Genomic DNA, 16750 nt, shown 5'->3' on the forward strand with positions numbered 1-16750 from the left:
GGTGAGGCAGGATCAAAGGATGGTGCAGAAGAACATCGCCGTCGTCACCGGGGCATCCAGCGGCATCGGTGCGGCGACCGCCCGACGGCTCGCCGCGGAGGGCTTCCACGTGGTTGCCGCGGCCCGCCGGCTGGACCGGCTCGAGAAGCTCGTCGCGGATATCGGCCCGGACGCCACCGCGGTCGCCTGCGACGTCACCTCCGACGCGTCGGTGGCGGCGCTCGCCGGCGCGGTGGCCGGCCTTCCCGCCCCGGTGACCCTGCTGGTCAACAACGCGGGCGGCGCGCGCGGGATGGACCCGGTGGCCGGCGGCTCGGTCGCCGACTGGCAGTGGATGTACGACGTGAACGTGCTGGGCACCCTGCGCGTCACGAAGGCCCTGCTGCCCGCGCTCGAGGCCAGCGGCGCCGGCACGGTGGTGACCATCGGCTCGACCGCCGCCTTCACGGTCTACGAGGGTGGCGCGGGCTACACGGCCGCGAAGCACGCACAGACCGCGCTGGTCGGCACGCTGCGCCTGGAGCTCGCCGGGCGGCCGGTCCGGGTCGTCGAGATCGACCCCGGCATGGTGCACACCGAGGAGTTCTCGCTCAACCGGCTCGGCGACCGCGAGAAGGCCGACGCGATCTACGCCGGGGTGCGGGAGCCACTGGTCGCGGACGACATCGCCGACTGCGTCGCGTGGGTCGCCACCCGCCCGCAGCACGTCAACATCGACCGCCTCGTGGTACGCCCGATCGCGCAGGCCGCACAGCACAAGGTGGCTCGCGAACCGAGGTGAAACCCGCCAGGAAGCCGCTCGGCGCCGTCACCAGGGGCACCACCAACCCCAACCGGCTGCGCCGGGTGGACGACTTCATCGCGTACCGGTGCGGGGACCCGCTCGCGGCCGCGGCCGTGCCGCTGGTCGTGGATCTCGGCTACGGCGCGACGCCGGTCACGGCCGTCGAACTGCGCGGCCGCCTCGCGGCGGCGGTCCGGCCGGACGTCGCGGTCGTGGGGCTGGAGATCGATCCGGCCCGGGTCGCCGACGCGCAGCCGTACGCGGACCCGCCGCTGCTCGAGTTCCGCCGCGGCGGCTTCGAGCTGGCCGGCCTGAGCCCGGTGGTGGTGCGCGCGTTCAACGTGCTGCGCCAGTACGCCGAGGACGAGGTCGCCTCGGCCTGGACGACGATGACCGGCACCGGCGCGCTGCTGGTCGAGGGCACCTGCGACGAGCTGGGCCGGATCGCGACGTGGGCGGTCGTGGACGCGGCCGGCCCGCAGACGCTCACCCTCTCGGCGCGACTGTCCGATCTGGACCACCCGGCGACGTTCGCCGAGCGGCTGCCGAAGGCCCTGATCCACCACAACGTGCCCGGTTCGCCCGTGCACGACCTGCTGTCCGGGCTCGGCGCGGCGTGGGACGCGTCGGCGACACCGTTCGGCGCCCGGCAGCGCTGGCTCGCCACGGTCGCGCGGTTCCGGGAGCGGTGGCCGGTGCTGGACGGCCCGGCCCGGTGGCGCCGCGGCGAGCTGACCGTGCCCTGGCCCGGATAGCCGACCGGGCCGGCCCGCAAGGCGGACCGGCCCGGTTTTCGGGGGGTTGGGTAAAGCCTTATCTGCCGAAACTCACCTTGAACATCGGATCAGCAGCAACTTTCTTGAACGCGGCCAGGCTGCTCGCCGTCGAGTTCACCGAGATGTCCCGGTCGCCCTCGTCGTCCCTGGCGGTGTCGAAGTAGACGACCGCCTTGACCGCGGGATGCGCCTTGAGCTCGGGGACGACGGTGTTGAACGCCGCCGACTTGTCGGTGATCGACTTGGTGCGGTGGTACATGCCCCACTCGGCAACCATGATCGGCTTCTTCGGGTGGTTCTTCACGGCCCAGTCGTACCAGCCGAGGCCGCCGCCGGTCGGCTGCCGGTCGAGGATGTCGCCCATGTCGCCGAAGTGGTAGTAGCCCTTCTCGACGCTGACGTAGGAGTCGAGGCCGATCCAGTCGACGTACGCGTCGCCCGGGTAGAGGTCCTTCCACCAGGGCTGCGCCATCCACTTCTCGTTGCCCATGTAGGCGATCACGTTGACGGCGTTGGTGACCCCGTTGGCGCGCAGGCGGGTGATGACGTGGCGGTACATCGCGGCGTAGTCCTTGGCCGTCATGCCGGAGGAGGCCGAGGTGGACACGTCGTTCTCCGGCTCGTGGTGCAGCGCGAGGAAGAACTTCTGACGATAGTTCTTCTTGACGTACTCCGACCACCTGTCGATCCGGGCGTTCTGCTCGCCGGCCGCGACCTTGGCCCAGGTGGAGTTGTAAGCGATCTTCCAGTTGAGCAGCAGCACCCGCGGGTTCTTCGCGTCCTGCGTCATGGCGATCTCGGCCTTGGTCGGGAACTGCTCGTCGCCCTTGTGGTAGGTGTGGAAGATCGACGCGGTACGGCCGGTCAGGGCCTCCCAGTCCTTGAGGGCCTGGTCGCGCGGGGTGTCGGTGAAGCCACCGGCGGCGGCGCCCCAGAGCACACCGCAGGACGGCACGAGCAGCGCGCCGGTCACGCACCCGGCCGGGGTGGTAGCCGGCGGGGTGGCCGCCGTCGTCGTGGTCTTCTTCGCGGTCACGACCAGCTCCGGGCCACCCGAGGTGGCGGTGCCGTACTCGATCGAGCGCAGCCGGGTCACGGCGGTCGTCGAGGCGGACTTGAGCGCGAACGCGTACGTGCCGGCCTTGGTGACCACCTTGGACACATCGAAGCTCAGCGTGGTGTCGGTGGTCCTCGGCTTGACCGAGGCGACCAGCGGGCCGAGCTTCGGTGCGTTCGCCGCGGTGATGGTCTTCTCCGACCACGAGTTCGCCACCGAGTAGACGCCGAGCGTCGCCGCGACCGGGCTGCTCTCCACCGGCAGGCGCAGCACCGCACGGGTGACCTTCGAGCCGGCCGCGACCCTCGGCGCGAACTTCAGGTAGGACAGCCGGGTCTGCCCCGACGCCCTGCCCACCACCAGCTTGTCGGCGGCGCCGAAGTTGACGGTCCTGCGCGAGCTCGAGGTGTACGCGTCGTCGCTGGTGTACGTGGTCGTCGTGCCGGTCGTCGTCGCCGCGTACGCCGCCGGGGTCAGCACGAATCCCCCGCCGGCGACCACGACGCCCGTCAGAGCGGCCCCGATGATCCCTCGCCTGGCCGTCACGTGATCTCCCCCGAACGTCAAACAGTTGCTGTCTGACGTTCAGGTTCGGCGCGGGCGGGTGCCGGCACGGAGCGCGGACGGGTGCAGGCAAGGTGTGACTCGGCCGATCGGCCACCGCCGCTACGAGAAAACGCCGCCGGACACGGGTCCGGCGGCGTTGTCTCGTGCGGTTGTCACATGGTGGGCGCCCGCTCGGCGAGTATCGCCCGCAGCGCCTCCAGCAACACCTCTGACGTGAACGGCTTCATCACCAGCCGGGCGTCCTCCGCGATCAGCCCCTTCGAGACGGCGATGTCCTTGGGCAGACCGGAGATGTAGACGACGCCCATCTCGGGGCGCAGGCCGGTCGCGGCCTGTGCCAGGTCGCCGCCGCCGACGCCGGGCAGGCCGAGGTCGGTGATGAGCACATCGATGACGCCGGGGTGTTCGCGGCAGACCTCGATGGCCTGCTCGGAGTCGCCTGCCATCAGGGTGGCGAAGCCCCGGCGCTCGAGCATCCTGCGCACGATGTCGCGCAGATCCTCCTCGTCGTCGACGACGAGGACCGTTGGACGCTCCTGCGGAACCTCCGACATTGGGGCCTCCTCGGTACTTGTCACAACACGCTATCGGTGGGTGGCCGCACCGGTACGGCTTTCCGGGCTTTCGGAGCACTGGCTTGCGCCCGCCCGGGCCGCCCTGACCTGCGGCGTCCGCTTTCGGCGCCCGTGTCCGGCCCGTCACCGCCGCTGGTTGCCGCCGGGTAGCAGGGTCCCGGCCGCGGCCCCCGGCGCTAAGTCGCCCCCGCCGCGGACCGATTTATCCCCTGTCAGGACCGCTGCAGTGCCACCGAGCCAGGAGAGCGATGATGACCACCATGCTGTCGCCCGAAATCGTCACCGTCCCGTCCCTGATCGACCGCTGCGACAGCTGCAGCGCCGCCGGCAAGGTGGAGATCGCCCTGACCAGCGGCGGCTCGCTGGTGTTCTGCGGGCACCACGCCAACAAGAACGCCGGGAAGCTGAATCCGGTCGCCGCCCGCATCACCGTCGAGGACGGCTTCGAGTGGGCGACGTAGTCTCACCCGGCGTGACCACTTGATCCCATCCGCCGCGATATGATCGCTCCCTCGCACTTGGGCCGAAACGCCCATATTTAGAGGGGTTCCACCGGTGCAGATCGCGGCGCTCGACGTGGGCAGGCTGTCCCGGTTCTTCGCCGGGTGCGCCGGGGTCGCGGTGGTAATCGCCGGCACCTTCAGCCTGCTGACCTCGCCGGTACCCGCGTCCGAGAACGTACTGACGTCGAGCCCGGCGGCCGCACTCGTGGCCGCCGGGCTCGCTCTGGTTCTGCTGGCTCCGGCGCGCGGCGGCACGGCCGTCCGCAGCGCGGGCTATCTCCTCGCGCTCCTCGCCGCGACGCTCGGCGCCGCCGCCCTGGATCGTCACCCGGCCGCCGGGGTCGCGACCCTGCTCGTCGGCCTGGCCCTGGCCTGCATCGACATCCGGCTCCGGCGCCCCGGCAGGGAGACCCGGTTCCGCGTGTCCGACCCGCTGCTGGCCGGCACCGCGATCATCGCCCTGGTCGCCATGGTCCCGCGGATGTTCGCACCGACGTTCCCAGGCGGCGGCGGACCGGACAGCGTCATGTCCCCCTACCACGGTGGCGCGCTGCTCGCCCTGGCCGTCGGCGCCGTCCTGGCCCGCCCCGAGTCGGGTCCGCTGCGCACCGGCGCCGCCGCCGGAGCCGGCAGCAAGATCCGGCACACGCTGCCCGTGCTCGTCGCGTTGCCGGTCGTCGCCGCGCTGATCAGCGCGCTCGCGGTCCGGACCGGGATCAGTAACCCGGCGGCCGCGATCAGCATCGGCGTGGTCCTCGCCGCGTTCGCCGTCCTGACCCTGATCGCCCTGCTGGTGCGCTCGCTCGAGAGCGCCGACCGCCAGCAACGCGATCTCGTCGCGGAGCTGCGGGAACGCCGGGAGTTCGCCGACACGCTCCTGCAGTCGATGAACGAGGCGGTGATGGTGCTCGACGCCAACCACCGGGTGATCGACGTGAACCGGCGCTGGCGGGAGCTGACCGGAAACACTCAGCCACCCGGCCCGGGACCGGCCGAGCTCCCGCCGGCGGGCACCGGGGACTGGGTGGTCCGGCACGCCGACGGCACCGACATCCCGGTGCTGGCCACGATGGCGCCGATACCGGACGCCGAGGGGCGGGCCCGGGCGTACGTGGCGACCTACGTCGACATCGCCGACCGCAAGCGCGCCGAGGACGAGCTGAGCGAACGCGCCGCCGAGCTGGAGCGCAGCAACGAGCGGCTGCGGGAGTCGAACGCCCGGCTGGAGGCGGCGCTCACCTTCAAGAACGATCTGACGTCGATGCTCACCCACGACGTGGCGCAGCCGATCAGCTCGATCGCCAGCCTCTCCGAACTGCTCTCCGCGGACTGGGCCGAGCTCGGCGAGGACATCCGCCTCGAGCTGGCGACGAAGATCGACAAGAACACCCACCGGCTCATCAAGATGATGAACGACCTGCAGTTGCTCTTCCGGCTGGACACCGGCTCGGTCACCGCGCAGCGCACCCCGGTGCCCGTGCACGATGTCGTCACCGCGGTCGTCGCGGAGCTGGACTGCGCGGACAACGTCGAGATCGTCATCGACGACGACATCTCCGCGCTGGCCGACCGGCAGCACCTCTGGCACGTGGTGCACAACCTGCTCAGTAACGCCATCCAGTACGGCGAGCCCCCGCTGGAGGTCCGCGCCGAGCGGAACGCCGAGTCCGTCGTGCTGATGGTGCGCGACCACGGCGAGGGCATCCCGGAGGAGCTGATCCCAAACCTGTTCGACCGGTTCATGCGCGGCGCCGGGCTCGGGCTCTTCATCGTGCGCCACCTCGTGGAGGCGAACGGGGGCTCGGTCCGCTACGAGCGGGCCGAGCCCCACGGCGCAAATCTGATCGTGACTCTCGAGTCGGCGTCCCTCTGACCGCTACCAGTCCTGGGAGCTGCCGCGCTCCTCCTCGCTGATGGCACCGTCGGTACGGCCGTCGCGGGCACTCATGGCCTTGCCGCCCATCGGTGCCGCGCCGCCCGCCGCTCCGCCGCTCAGCGAGTGGTTGCCGCCGATGCGGCGCCCGGGCGCGAGCACGTCGTCGAGGTCGGCGGCGCTGGTGATGCCGGGCGCCGAGGAGATGTCGACGTCGGTGCCGCGGTCGGCGTTGCTGAACTCGCCGGCGCTGGTGCCCCAGCCGGCGCCGGGCTGCGGGCGCCCGCCCTGTGCACGGGCCGCGACCGAGGCCGGGGAAGCCGGGTCGACCCGCTTGCCGCCGAGGACGTTGCCCGATGAGCTCGAAAGCCTCTTGGAGCTGACGCCGAGGTCGGCGGCGCCACCGAGCTGGCCGGTCTCCATCAGGCTCTTGAAGGTGTTCAGATCGGACTTGAGCTGACGGCTCAGCGTCGCCTGGCCGTGCCGGTCACTGGGCATCAGGTACGCGACGTCGGCCTCGAGCTGAGCGATAATCTGGGTGCGCATCTCACCCATCGGCCGCAGGGTGATCGTCTCCGCGAGCATCGGCCCCTCGGTGGTCGCCCAGGAGACCCGTTCGTCCATGGAGCACTCGGTGATCTGCGCGTCGAACTCCCGGCGGTGACCCTCGACCTCCATGACCCAGTGTGTCTGATCGTTGCCGATCCGGGTCACCTGCTGCACGCCGGTCATGAACTGCGGATAGTTCTCGAACGCCTCGAGTTGTTGGTACACCGCGTGTAGCGGGGCACCGATCTCGACGGCCTGCTGAACCATACTCATCGCATCTCTCCCATGCTGAAGTGCTGGCATGACTGAGAGTACGTATGTGATTACGGCACGCGTTTGGTTTCCGATCAGACCCGGTGCAGGTACTGCCAGCGGCCGACCTCGCCCGCGTACCGGGCGTCACTCGCCGCCACCAGGGCCACATCCGCCTCACGCAGCGTGGCCACCAGCCGGGGCGACGGGCTGCGCCACGCCTCGCTGATCTCGACCGCCGTACCGGTGAACCGGCAGGCGGCCGTGAGCGCGTCCAGGGTATCCGGGGTCAACAGGGCGTCGTCGATGCCGACCTGGGCCAGCAGGCTCAACGGCCGGGCCAGCTGCACCGGCGCGTACCGGGAAGCGCGCTCGATGCCCTTGATCGTCGCGGTGACGGCGGCCTCGGCGACCTGCTCCTGGGTGATCCGGCCGGCGGCGAGCATCGACCGTACGTCGCGCGGCGCCGTCAGGCCCTCGGCCAGCGGCAGCCGGGACACCGCCACCGAAACCACCTCGAGGTGACCGAGATCGGCCGGCCAGGCCAGCCAGCCGTCCGGCTGGACGACCTCGACCTCGGCGCCGACCCGCAGGCTCAGCTCGGTACGCCGGCGCGCGCGCCGGATGGTGTCCGCGTACGCGGGCAGCCACGTCGTCTCCGGGCCCACCTGGTCGGCGAACGTGACCGTGGTCAACCCGGCCAGGTCGGCGGCCGAAACGACGACACCGACGCTGTCCCGGCCCGCGGCGAAACCCGTGTGCACGTGGGCATCGGTCCGCAGATCAAGGGCGGCCGAAGGTGCGGCAAGGGTGGTGCCGTTCATGACCGATTCGCGCTCTGCACCCACTAGGACTCCCGAGACAGGTTCCGTCCGACGAGCTCATCTCGTCCTGGGAATACCTTGCGGCCCCGGCGTTGTGGGCCGGGGCCGTGCCAGGTGCAGTCAGGGTGCGCCGGTTTCAGAGCTTGAAGGCCCCGACCAGGGTGCGCAGCTCCTCCGCGGTACGGGCGACCTCGTCGCTGGCCTGCCGGCTCTGGGTGACACCGTGCACCGCGCTCGCGCTGGCGGTGGAGACGTCGCTGATGTTCGCGGCGATCCGGCTGCTGCCCGAGGCCACCTCGCTGATGCTGCGGCTCATCTCGCCCGTCGTCGCGGTCTGCTCCTCGACCGCGCTCGCGATCGCGGTCTGGAACTCGTTGATCTTCGCGATCACCTCGCTGATCCGGCCGATCACCTCCACCGCACCGCCGGTGTCCTGCTGGATCGCGTTCACCCGCGAGCCGATGTCCTCGGTCGCCCGGGCGGTCTCCTGGGCCAGCTCCTTGACCTCGGAGGCGACCACGGCGAAGCCCTTGCCCGCGGCGCCGGCCCGGGCGGCCTCGATGGTCGCGTTCAGGGCCAGCAGGTTCGTCTGCTCGGCGATGGCGGTGATCAGCTTGACGACGTTGCCGATCTCCGCCGACGACTCGCCCAGCAGGCGGACGGTCTCGGTCGCCCGCGCCGCCTCGGACACCGCGGCCGCGGCGATCTCGGCGGCCTCGCTGGTGCTGCGGGAGATCTCCCGGATGCTCAGGCCCATCTCCTCCGACCCGGCCGCGACGGTCTGCACGTTGCGGGAGATCTCCGCGGCCTCGCTGGATGCCGAGGACATCTGCGCGTCGGTGTCGCGGGCCGCCGTGGCGATCTGTGCGGCCACCGCCGAGAGCTCGGTGGCGGAGCCGGCCAGCGTCTCGGCGTTCTGTTCGATCGTGCTGAGCGAGCGGTGGATCGCGTCCAGCGCGCCGTCAAGCCCGACGGCCATGCGGCCGATCTCGTCCCGGGTGGTGATCCCGCTGCGCCGGGTGAGATCGCCCTCGGCCAGCGCCGCGACGATCTCCCCGAGCCGCCGCACCGGGCGCAGAATCGATCGCGCCAGCGGCACGGCCAGCCCGATGAGCAGCAGTAACGCGACGATGCCGACGATCCGGGCGGCCCAGGTGGTGGCGTTGACGGCGCTGTCCATGTCGGCGCGTTCCTGCTTGACCGCCGCGGCGACCTTCTCGTTGAGGGCACCGAGCTGGTCGTCCACCGCGCTGTTCCGCTCGGCGATCTGGCCGATGTTCGCCTGCGCGGCCGCGCCGCCGGCACCGGCCTGCGCGACGAAGTCCGCGATGAACGTGCCGAAACTGTCCACATCCGGGCGGATCTGCGCGAACTCGGCGGGCAGGTCGCCGGGCATGCCGACCGCCTCGACCGCGTCGGCGGCCTCCGTGGCCGAAGCCACGTCGTCGGCCACGTCCTGGGTGACGTCCTGGCCGAGGGCGGCGCGGTAGGCGTCGACCTTCAGCTCGCTCTGCCTGGTGTCCAGGTGGTTCAGCGCACCGAGGCCGGCCTCCAGCCGGCGCACCGTGTCGGCCTGGTCGACGACCTTGCTCTGGCCGGTCAACGCGATGTACCACATTCCGGCAATGCCCAGCGCGCCGACGGCCACGATAATGCCCAGCCGCTTGGCGATCCCCAGTTCCATCAATCGCGACACGCAAGTCCCCCCGAAAGCCAGCATTGCCCTGCGGGACGTCCGCACCGGAGGTCCGCGACCGGCGCCGCAGCGTCTGAGGACCATCCTTCAGCCGGATCGGTGTGTCCGGGGCCGAACCGGTTGTTTTGACGCACCGGTTCCGCAATCCCCGCGCACCCCTCCCGGCGTTCCCGGCTCGACAAACCTGTACGTCCGGAAGGGGTTCCGTGTGAAACGCCGACATACTCGCATCGCCACAGCCCTGCTCGCGGCCGTCAGCACCGTCGGCGGCGCCCTGAGCCCCGGCGCCGCCCCCGCCTCGGCCGCCGTCACCCCGATCGCGGGCACCGGCCGGGTCGTCACCGCCGGCACCCCGCTCAACGCGCGCAGCGGCCCGTCCGCGAGCAGCACCCGGACCGGCACCCTCAGGAACGGCGCGACCGTCTCGATCGTCTGCCGGGCCGCCGGCGAGTTCATCCGCGGCACCGTCAGGAACACCGGCTACTGGGACCGGCTCGACGACGGCAGCTACGTCTCCGACGCGTACGTCCGGCGGCGCGACTTCCCGATGCCCAGGTGCAGGACGACCGTGCCGATGCCGGCCGTCACCGGCGCCTGGACGCTTCCCGTCGACGCCGGGCTGGTCAGCGGCTTCCGCACCGGGGCACGCCCGGCGCACGACGGCGTCGACCTCGGCGCGGCCCGCAACACACCGATCCGCGCGGCCGCCTCCGGCACGGTGGTCAAGGTCGCCTGCAACGTCTCCTCGGGCAGCTGCGACGTCGACGGCAAACTCACGCTGACCGGCTGCGGCTGGTACGTGGAGGTCCTGCACGCGGGCGACATCGTGACCCGGTACTGCCACATGGTGCGCCGCCCGCCCGTGACGGCCGGCCGGCGGGTCGCCCGCGGCGCGATCCTCGGCCACGTGGGCTCCTCGGGCTCCTCCTCCGGCCCGCACCTGCACTTCGAGGTACACAACGGCTCCCCGGCGACGCGGGCGAACGCGATCAACCCGATCGCCTTCATGCGGGCCCGCGGCCTGTCGATCGGCTGACGCCGACACCACTTAGGAGGGTCACACCGATTCGATCGCGGACGCCACTCCGGGCGCGAGCGCGTGCAGCTCCTCCAGCACCGCGCCGGTCTGGTCGTCCGGCACCTGTGCCAGCGCCTCGGACAGCGGTGCGAGCGCCGCCTGGTCGCCGTACAACTCCAGCGCGGCGGCCGCGGCGAGGGCCCGCTCCCTGGCGGAGCGGTCGGTGGCGGCCGCCAGAGCCAGCAGCGGGCAGTACTTCGCCAGCCCCTGCTCCCGCAACCGGCCCGACCACTCGATGGCCCGGTTCAGCGGCAGCTGGCCGGCCAGCCAGACCACGACGCCGAAGAGCTGGGGATCGCCGGGGAAGCGTTCCCAGAGCGCCTCGACGACGGCCTCGGCGAGCGTGGGCGACACCGTGCGGGTGGCGTACAGCACCTCCCGGATGGCACTCTCCGGGATCAGCCTGGCCAGCTCGGTCAGATCCGAACCCGCGCCTTCCAGCACCTTGGCGATGTCGCCGAGCGGCAGTACCAGGCGTCCCTCGCGCAGCGCCGCGCGCAGGCAGTCGGCCGCCTCCGCCGACCGGCCGGTGGCCCTGAGGCTGATCACCTCGTACGGCGTCATCCGGCGGCGGCCGACCTCGACGCCAAGATCGTTGACGCCGGTTTCGGGCATGCCGCGGAGCAGCTCCAGAACCCGCTCGTGATCGCCCTCGGCGGTCCGTACGACGATCTCCGCCTGGTCCACCGTGACCTGCTGACGGGCGGCCGCGCTCAGTTCCGCGAGGGCCGCGTTCGCCTCCGGGAGGCGGTCCGTCTCCGCGCAGCAGCGGATCAGGATGCCGAGCAGGCCGACCCGGATGAAGGCCTCGGGGTTGGCGGCGAGACCGGACCTGCAGGCCTCGATGGCGCCGTCCGGGTCGCCCGCGTCGCGCTCCGCTCGGGCGAAGTTGTAAAGCGCCTCCGGTCCGTCGTTCTTGGCCAGCCCGGCGAGACGTAGGTTGCGCCGGACCTTGTCCTTGGTCGCGACGGTGGCGACGAGGTAGCCGGAGTGCGTGAAGGCGAGCGCTTCGGTGCGTTCGGTCTGCGGGGTCTCGCCGGTGATCCGGTGGATGACCTGTTCGTGCAGGCGACCGGTGTAGCGGTACTCGCCGGCACGGAACAGGCGCGGGGACCATACCGAGACGCCGCCGGCGCCGGTCTGGCTGTCGACGTGCACGAGAAGCGCGTCGACGCCCCCGCCGTTCCTGGCGAGTTGGTCCCGTAGCGCGGCAGGGTCGCCGCTGACGACCTCGTCGGCGTCGACGGTGAGGGCCCATCGGCCGTGGCAGTGTGCGAGGGCGCGGTTGCGGGCGTCGCCGAAGTGGTCGTCCCAGTAGCCCTCGATGACCCGGGCGCCGAGTTCGCGGGCGATCTCCCGGGTGCGGTCGATGGAGCCGGTGTCGTAGACCACGACCTCGTCGGCCACCCCGCGCAGCGCGCCCAGACAGCCGGCGATGACCGCTTCCTCGTCCTTGACGATGAGGCACGCCGACAGCAGCGGCGCGTCCGCCGGAGGCGCGGTCCGCAGCGCACACTGCCGACCGCCGAGGTGAGCGACCAGCGCGCTCTCGACCAGCACCAGCCGGCCCTGCTCGCGCAGCTTGTCGTACGGCATGTCCAGCGTGGGTCCGCCGGCGCGCTCCAGGGCCTCGCGGCGGACGGCGACGCAGACCGGACCGAGCCGGTCGACGTCCGTCAGGCCGCGGTGGTTCTGGCGCCACTGCCGGGCGTACGTCTTGAAGCCGGTCACGGCGGTCTTGGACTCGGGCGGCAACCTGACCCATTGTGGGCCGGCGCTGCGATGGCAGCGGGGGCCGGCGGCGACCACGCCGGGGTCGTCGAAGGCCGCGGCGACCGCCTCCAGCCAGTGTGGTGTCAGGACGGTGTCGCCGTCGAGCAGCATGACCACCGGGTGGTTGGTGGCGGCCAGCCCGGCCGACCAGCGGGCGGCCTGGTCCGGTGGGGTCTCGCCGAGGACCCTCAGCCAGGACTGTGCGTGTGCCTTGGCGGCCAGGTCGGGGCGTTGCGGCGGAAGCACGCAGACGACCTCGTCGCGCAGCCCGAGGGTGGGTCGCAGGCCGACCAGGAGGTTCTGGAAGTCGCCGGCGGTGCCGCCGGCGGTGACGATCACTGAGACAGGCACGCGCATCACCTCTGCCCGACCGGCCGTTCGGGCGGCCGAGAGCCGGCTTCCCGCAGGGAACCGGCCCTCGACGTGTCCAATCGTGTCATCAGTCCGGCTTCGCGGCCGGGCGGAGGCTGTCCGCCAGAGCCTGTACCGCCGCTTCGTCCGGTGACGCCGCCTCGCGGTTGGCTGCCTGCAGTTCCCGGTAGACCTCCTCGCGGTGCACCTGCACGTCGCGGGGAGCCTCTATGCCGATCCGGATGACGTCGCCCCGCGCCTCGAGCACGGTCACGACGACGTCATCACCGATGATCACGCTCTCGCCGGCCTTCCTGGTCAGCACGAGCATCGTGGCCGCCCTTCACCATCCGTGGACAGGACTTCGCGCACCCGCACCGAAGCCGCCGAAAGCGATCACCGCGCGGGCGACCGCGCCGGACGGGCGTCAGGCCATGCGGCGCATGATTGCGCGTACCGGCAGGCCGCTGTCCTGCAGGATGACCTGCATGGCCCGGCGGCTGTCGCGGTCCACGATGATCGGGGCGAGCAGGTTCGCCGAGGTCTCCTCGACGCCCGCGGTGATGACGACCATGACCAGCAGCCGGTCCGCGTCCTTGGTGTTGAGGGCGGCGAGAACATCGTTCTCGATCTCCGGGGCGTAGTCCGGGAAGAACGGCTCGGGTGGTGCCACCAGGAACCGGATGTTCGGGTCCTGGGTGGAAGTGAACGCGTAGAGCAGGCCCTGTTCGTTCAGGCGGACCAACACGAACTGCCGGTGCGCCGGGAAGCCGGCCATCGGAGAGGCCATGTCGATGGTCGGCATGTCCAGCCAGGCGTCGGTCATGGTGGCCCCAATCAGTCGGGACGCGGTGCTAGTACTCATGGTCACCTCAGGAAGTCGATGAGCGAAGGCTGATTCGCCTCGGCCCCGGCGGCCAAGGCGGCCTGATACGACGTCTGCTGGAGCTGCGTTTCCATGATGGTCTCCGGCAGAGAGATATCCTTGATATCGGATGGTCGCGTTGCCACAGACAACATTCGGCCCTCAGTGGAGTCCATCGTCTGTTCAATCACACTGTACCGGGATCCGATCTCCGAAATAGCCGGTTCACCGTTTTGCCGGCCCGGCGAAGCACGGACGCGAATCAGCGCAAGAAGGGATCGAAGGGCGACCGTTCGCCCTTCGATCCCTTCTGCACCAGTAGTAACACCCAGTTGACAAAAACATCAATTGACCCGGGCGTCACTCACCGCAAATAGTCGATGAGCGACGGCTGGATAACCTTGGCGGTCGCGGCCAGGGCGGCCTGATAAGCGGTCTCCTGCAACTGCATTTCCATGATCGTCTGTGGAAGGTCGATGTCCTCGACGTCCGAGATCTGCGATTTCAGGGTGACCTGCCGGTCCAGCGCGGACTCGCGCATCTGTGACAACCGGTTGTACCGGGCACCCACATCCGACAAGGTCTGCTTGATGAGGCCGCTCGCGTCGTCCAGCTTGCCCTGGCCGGTGCGCAGCGCCGTCACATCGTTGGCGCGCAGGCTCGCCGAGATGCCCTCGAGCACCGCGAAGAGCTGATCGGGGCCGGTGCCGAAGACGTCCGGGCCGGCCTCGCCGACGCGGACCTGTGCGTTGCTGCCCCCGGTGCGGAGCACCTCGCCGGTGTCGCCGAGGTAGGTGCCGGCGCTGTCGTACGCGGCGGACCCCGTCGTGGTGCCGCCGAAGACCGGCCGGCCCAGGTACGTGGTGTTCGCCGCGCCGATCATCGACGCCCGGATGTTGTCGATCTCGACGGCCAGCGCCTCGCGCGACTGCGGCGTCGACGTGCCACTCTGGCTCTGAACAGCCAGGTCCCGGGCCCGGTTCAGCTGGGTAAGCGACTGGGTGAGCGTGTTGTCGACGGTGTCGAGCCAACCCATGCCGTCGTCGGCGTTGCGGGCGTACTGCTCGTTGATCCGCGACTCTCCGCGCAGCTGCATCGACGACACCGTGCCGGTCGGGTTGTCCGACGGCCGGTTGATCTGCTTGCCGCTGGACAGGTGCTCCTGGATCTTGCCGCTGCGGGCGACGTTGCGCTGCAGGTTGGCCAGCACCCGGGTGGTGATGCTGCCGTCGGTAACCCTCATCTGCATGTCGTCCTACCTACCTTCCGACCAGGCCGGTGCGATTGATCAGCTGGTCGAGCATCGAGTCGATCGTGGTCAGCACCCGGGATGACGCCTCGTACCCGCGCTGGAACGTCAGCAGGTTCGTCATCTCCTCGTCGAGGTTGACGCCCGCCTCCGCCTCCCGGGCCGAGTCGATCTGCAGGGTGATGTTGCTCTGAATATCGGCACGGCGGCCGGACGTCTGAGAAGCGACGCCAAGATCGGCGATCATGTTCTGGTAGGCCTTGTCAGGACCGTCGACCAGCGAGCCGCTGCGCGACAGCAGGTCGGCCACCGACCCGTCGAAGGTGCCGGCGCTCGGCGCCGCACCGACCTGTTCCGGCTTGTCCATGTCGAGGGCGACGGCGATGGTGCTCGCGCTGTTGCCGGAGAAGAACGGCCGTCCGTTGACGCCGTCCAGGCCGAACGCCGCGGTGTGCGCGGCATTGACCGTGTCGGCGAGCTTCTTGGCCACGTCGTCGAGCTTGGCGGCCATGTCCGGGATCACGGTGGTGAGCGCGTCGACCATCGCGCCCATGCGCCCGCCCGAGTTGGCCGTCGTGCCGTTGTCCGTCCACCTCAGCTGCACGGGGTCGAGGGTCTGGTCCTCAAACCGCTGCGCCCCGGTCACCTCCACGCCGCGCGTGGTGAACTCGCTGACCAGGTTGGAGCTGCCGATGAAGACGTCCATCGCGCCGTTGGGTCGCTTCGAGGCGGTCGCGCCGACCATCTCGGCCAGGTGCATGACGTGCAGGTCGCGCTGGTCCTCGAGCTCGTTGACCGTCGCGCCGGACGCCTTGGCCAGCACGATGCTCTTGTTCAGGTCGGCGATCGCCGTCGCGGTCTGGTTGACCTCGGCGGAGAAGGCGGTCGCCTCGCCACGCAGGTCCTTCCACTGCGCGCCGAGCGAGTTGTAGGCGTTGTGCAGGCCGTCCACCACGGTCGCGCTCTGCTGCAGCAACGCGGAGCGGGCCGCCGGGTCGTTCGGCGAGTTCGCCACGTCGGCCCAGCCGCCCCACATGTCGTGGAACTGCGCCTGCAGCGCGGTGTCGTTCGGCTCGGCGAAGACGTCCTCGATCGAGTTGTAGATCGCGGTCTGGTTGGACAGGTACGAGGCGCTGGCGTGCTCGGTGCGGCCCCGCTCCTCCAGGAACTCGTTGCGCAGCCGCTGCACGTTTGTCACCTCGACGCCGTCGCCGAGGCCGTCGGAACGGGCGTACATGGCGGCCGCGCTACCGCCGACGACCGCCTGCATGTTCACCCGCTGCCGGGAGTATCCCTGGGTGTTAGCGTTCGCGATGTTCTGGCCCGAAACGTCCAGCCCGCGCCGGTTGGCGTACAGGCCGGTCAGGGCGGTGTTCAGGGATCCGAAGGAACTCGACATCAGATTGCCTCATCTACCAGGCTCGGACGGCGTGCGCCGCCGACGACGGTTTGGCCCTGCCGGCCGTAGGTCTCCACGTTGCCCGCGAACGCGAGCATGGTGTCGCGGGTCGCCCGCTGGCCCGCGGTGAGCAGCTCGCGGTTGGCGCCCGCCATGGCGCTGATCTCGGAGGTCAGCGTCAGGAACGCCTTGCGGTGCTGGTGCAGCAGATCCGACCAGGGTGCCGGGGCCGCGTCGGCCACCTCACCCAGCGACGCCTCCGCCGCCAGGCCCAGCTCCAGCGCGACATCCTGCGAGTAGGCGGCCCGTGCGACCTCGGTCTGCCGCATCTGCTCCAGCACCACCTCGACCTCCCGGGTGGCGTGTGGCAACCAACGGTTCCGGCCCGTGGCGAGGATCAGCTGCTCCTCCTCGAGCTTGAACAGCAACAGTTCCAACAGTTCACGCGAACGCCACAGCACGCTGGAAAGGTCGGTCAGGCTCACCCGCGGCTCCTCACTCTCGGCTCGGGCGGGATCGGCCTCACCGGCCGTTCCCCTGCACTCGGACTGGTCGGCATGTTCTTTGCGCAGCTGAGGG

At 70.6% G+C, this 16750-nt stretch carries 16 protein-coding genes; 5 read left to right on the plus strand and 11 right to left on the minus strand.

Features of this window, described 5'->3' with window-relative positions; all coding sequences use genetic code 11:
* The first annotated feature begins 19 nt into the window (after window positions 1-19).
* Window positions 20-781, plus strand: a complete 762-nt coding sequence (locus tag AB0B58_RS09395; protein WP_360220203.1) for an SDR family oxidoreductase — start codon at window positions 20-22, stop codon at window positions 779-781.
* On the plus strand, window positions 778-1539 hold the full coding sequence (locus AB0B58_RS09400) for a class I SAM-dependent methyltransferase (RefSeq protein ID WP_360220206.1): 762 nt from the start codon (window positions 778-780) through the stop codon (window positions 1537-1539). Before AB0B58_RS09395 ends, AB0B58_RS09400 begins: the two co-directional genes overlap by 4 nt.
* 58 nt (window positions 1540-1597) lie before the next feature.
* Here the strand turns inward: AB0B58_RS09400 and AB0B58_RS09405 are convergent, their stop codons facing one another.
* Both AB0B58_RS09405 and AB0B58_RS09410 read right to left on the minus strand, forming a co-directional pair.
* A complete protein-coding gene (locus AB0B58_RS09405) occupies window positions 1598-3163 on the minus strand; it encodes a DNRLRE domain-containing protein (RefSeq protein WP_360220209.1) in 1566 nt (521 codons plus the stop codon).
* A 173-nt stretch (window positions 3164-3336) separates the two neighbouring features.
* Window positions 3337-3738 (minus strand): response regulator, encoded by a 402-nt coding sequence (locus AB0B58_RS09410; RefSeq protein ID WP_360220212.1) that lies wholly within the window; start codon window positions 3736-3738, stop codon window positions 3337-3339.
* Between the two features lie 272 nt (window positions 3739-4010).
* On the opposite strand from AB0B58_RS09410, the gene AB0B58_RS09415 reads away from it, so the two are divergent.
* Both AB0B58_RS09415 and AB0B58_RS09420 read left to right on the plus strand, forming a co-directional pair.
* Window positions 4011-4220: a hypothetical protein gene (locus AB0B58_RS09415; RefSeq protein ID WP_360220215.1), complete on the plus strand. Its 210-nt coding sequence runs from the start codon at window positions 4011-4013 to the stop codon at window positions 4218-4220.
* Window positions 4221-4314: 94 nt separating this feature from the next.
* Entirely contained in the window at window positions 4315-6135 is a 1821-nt protein-coding gene (locus AB0B58_RS09420; protein WP_360220218.1) for a HAMP domain-containing sensor histidine kinase, read from the plus strand.
* A gap of 3 nt (window positions 6136-6138) precedes the next feature.
* Here AB0B58_RS09420 and AB0B58_RS09425 read toward each other — a convergent pair whose 3' ends face one another.
* The 3 genes from AB0B58_RS09425 to AB0B58_RS09435 form a co-directional block, all read right to left on the minus strand.
* Window positions 6139-6957 (minus strand): SRPBCC family protein, encoded by an 819-nt coding sequence (locus tag AB0B58_RS09425; RefSeq protein ID WP_360220221.1) that lies wholly within the window; start codon window positions 6955-6957, stop codon window positions 6139-6141.
* 74 nt (window positions 6958-7031) lie between these two features.
* A complete protein-coding gene (locus tag AB0B58_RS09430) occupies window positions 7032-7760 on the minus strand; it encodes a hydrolase (protein WP_360220224.1) in 729 nt (242 codons plus the stop codon).
* 136 nt (window positions 7761-7896) lie between these two features.
* Window positions 7897-9456 carry a methyl-accepting chemotaxis protein gene (locus AB0B58_RS09435; RefSeq protein ID WP_360220227.1) on the minus strand — a complete coding sequence of 520 codons (1560 nt, stop codon included), beginning with the start codon at window positions 9454-9456 and terminating at the stop codon, window positions 7897-7899.
* A 208-nt stretch (window positions 9457-9664) separates the two neighbouring features.
* Between AB0B58_RS09435 and AB0B58_RS09440 the strand changes: the two genes are divergently transcribed.
* Window positions 9665-10492, plus strand: a complete 828-nt coding sequence (locus tag AB0B58_RS09440) for a peptidoglycan DD-metalloendopeptidase family protein (protein ID WP_360220230.1) — start codon at window positions 9665-9667, stop codon at window positions 10490-10492.
* Between the two features lie 21 nt (window positions 10493-10513).
* Here the strand turns inward: AB0B58_RS09440 and AB0B58_RS09445 are convergent, their stop codons facing one another.
* From AB0B58_RS09445 to flgN, 6 genes are all read right to left on the minus strand, one after another.
* On the minus strand, window positions 10514-12658 hold the full coding sequence (locus tag AB0B58_RS09445) for a glycosyltransferase (RefSeq protein WP_360220233.1): 2145 nt from the start codon (window positions 12656-12658) through the stop codon (window positions 10514-10516).
* An 88-nt stretch (window positions 12659-12746) separates the two neighbouring features.
* Window positions 12747-12989, minus strand: a complete 243-nt coding sequence (csrA, locus tag AB0B58_RS09450) for a carbon storage regulator CsrA (protein WP_360220236.1) — start codon at window positions 12987-12989, stop codon at window positions 12747-12749.
* Between the two features lie 96 nt (window positions 12990-13085).
* Window positions 13086-13484, minus strand: a complete 399-nt coding sequence (locus AB0B58_RS09455) for a flagellar assembly protein FliW (protein ID WP_360220239.1) — start codon at window positions 13482-13484, stop codon at window positions 13086-13088.
* A gap of 403 nt (window positions 13485-13887) precedes the next feature.
* Window positions 13888-14772 (minus strand): flagellar hook-associated protein FlgL, encoded by an 885-nt coding sequence (gene flgL, locus AB0B58_RS09460; protein ID WP_360220242.1) that lies wholly within the window; start codon window positions 14770-14772, stop codon window positions 13888-13890.
* Window positions 14773-14782: 10 nt separating this feature from the next.
* Complete coding sequence (gene flgK, locus AB0B58_RS09465; protein WP_360220245.1) at window positions 14783-16171, minus strand: flagellar hook-associated protein FlgK; 1389 nt, start codon at window positions 16169-16171, stop codon at window positions 14783-14785.
* Window positions 16171-16656: a flagellar export chaperone FlgN gene (gene flgN, locus AB0B58_RS09470; RefSeq protein ID WP_360220248.1), complete on the minus strand. Its 486-nt coding sequence runs from the start codon at window positions 16654-16656 to the stop codon at window positions 16171-16173. Before flgN ends, flgK begins: the two co-directional genes overlap by 1 nt.
* Window positions 16657-16750: the final 94 nt, after the last annotated feature.

The organism is Actinoplanes sp. NPDC049118 (assembly GCF_040648555.1).
GTDB lineage: Bacteria > Actinomycetota > Actinomycetes > Mycobacteriales > Micromonosporaceae > Actinoplanes.

Excerpts from the sequence above, each read along its gene's own strand:
- AB0B58_RS09395 (WP_360220203.1), top strand. The coding sequence starts at position 20 with ATGGTGCAGAAGAACATCGCCGTCGTCACCGGGGCATCCAGCGGCATC.
- AB0B58_RS09410 (WP_360220212.1), bottom strand. The coding sequence starts at position 3,738 with ATGTCGGAGGTTCCGCAGGAGCGTCCAACGGTCCTCGTCGTCGACGAC.
- AB0B58_RS09415 (WP_360220215.1), top strand. The coding sequence starts at position 4,011 with ATGACCACCATGCTGTCGCCCGAAATCGTCACCGTCCCGTCCCTGATC.
- AB0B58_RS09425 (WP_360220221.1), bottom strand. The coding sequence starts at position 6,957 with ATGAGTATGGTTCAGCAGGCCGTCGAGATCGGTGCCCCGCTACACGCG.
- AB0B58_RS09430 (WP_360220224.1), bottom strand. The coding sequence starts at position 7,760 with ATGAACGGCACCACCCTTGCCGCACCTTCGGCCGCCCTTGATCTGCGG.
- csrA (WP_360220236.1), bottom strand. The coding sequence starts at position 12,989 with ATGCTCGTGCTGACCAGGAAGGCCGGCGAGAGCGTGATCATCGGTGAT.
- AB0B58_RS09455 (WP_360220239.1), bottom strand. The coding sequence starts at position 13,484 with ATGACCGACGCCTGGCTGGACATGCCGACCATCGACATGGCCTCTCCG.
- flgL (WP_360220242.1), bottom strand. The coding sequence starts at position 14,772 with ATGCAGATGAGGGTTACCGACGGCAGCATCACCACCCGGGTGCTGGCC.
- flgK (WP_360220245.1), bottom strand. The coding sequence starts at position 16,171 with ATGTCGAGTTCCTTCGGATCCCTGAACACCGCCCTGACCGGCCTGTAC.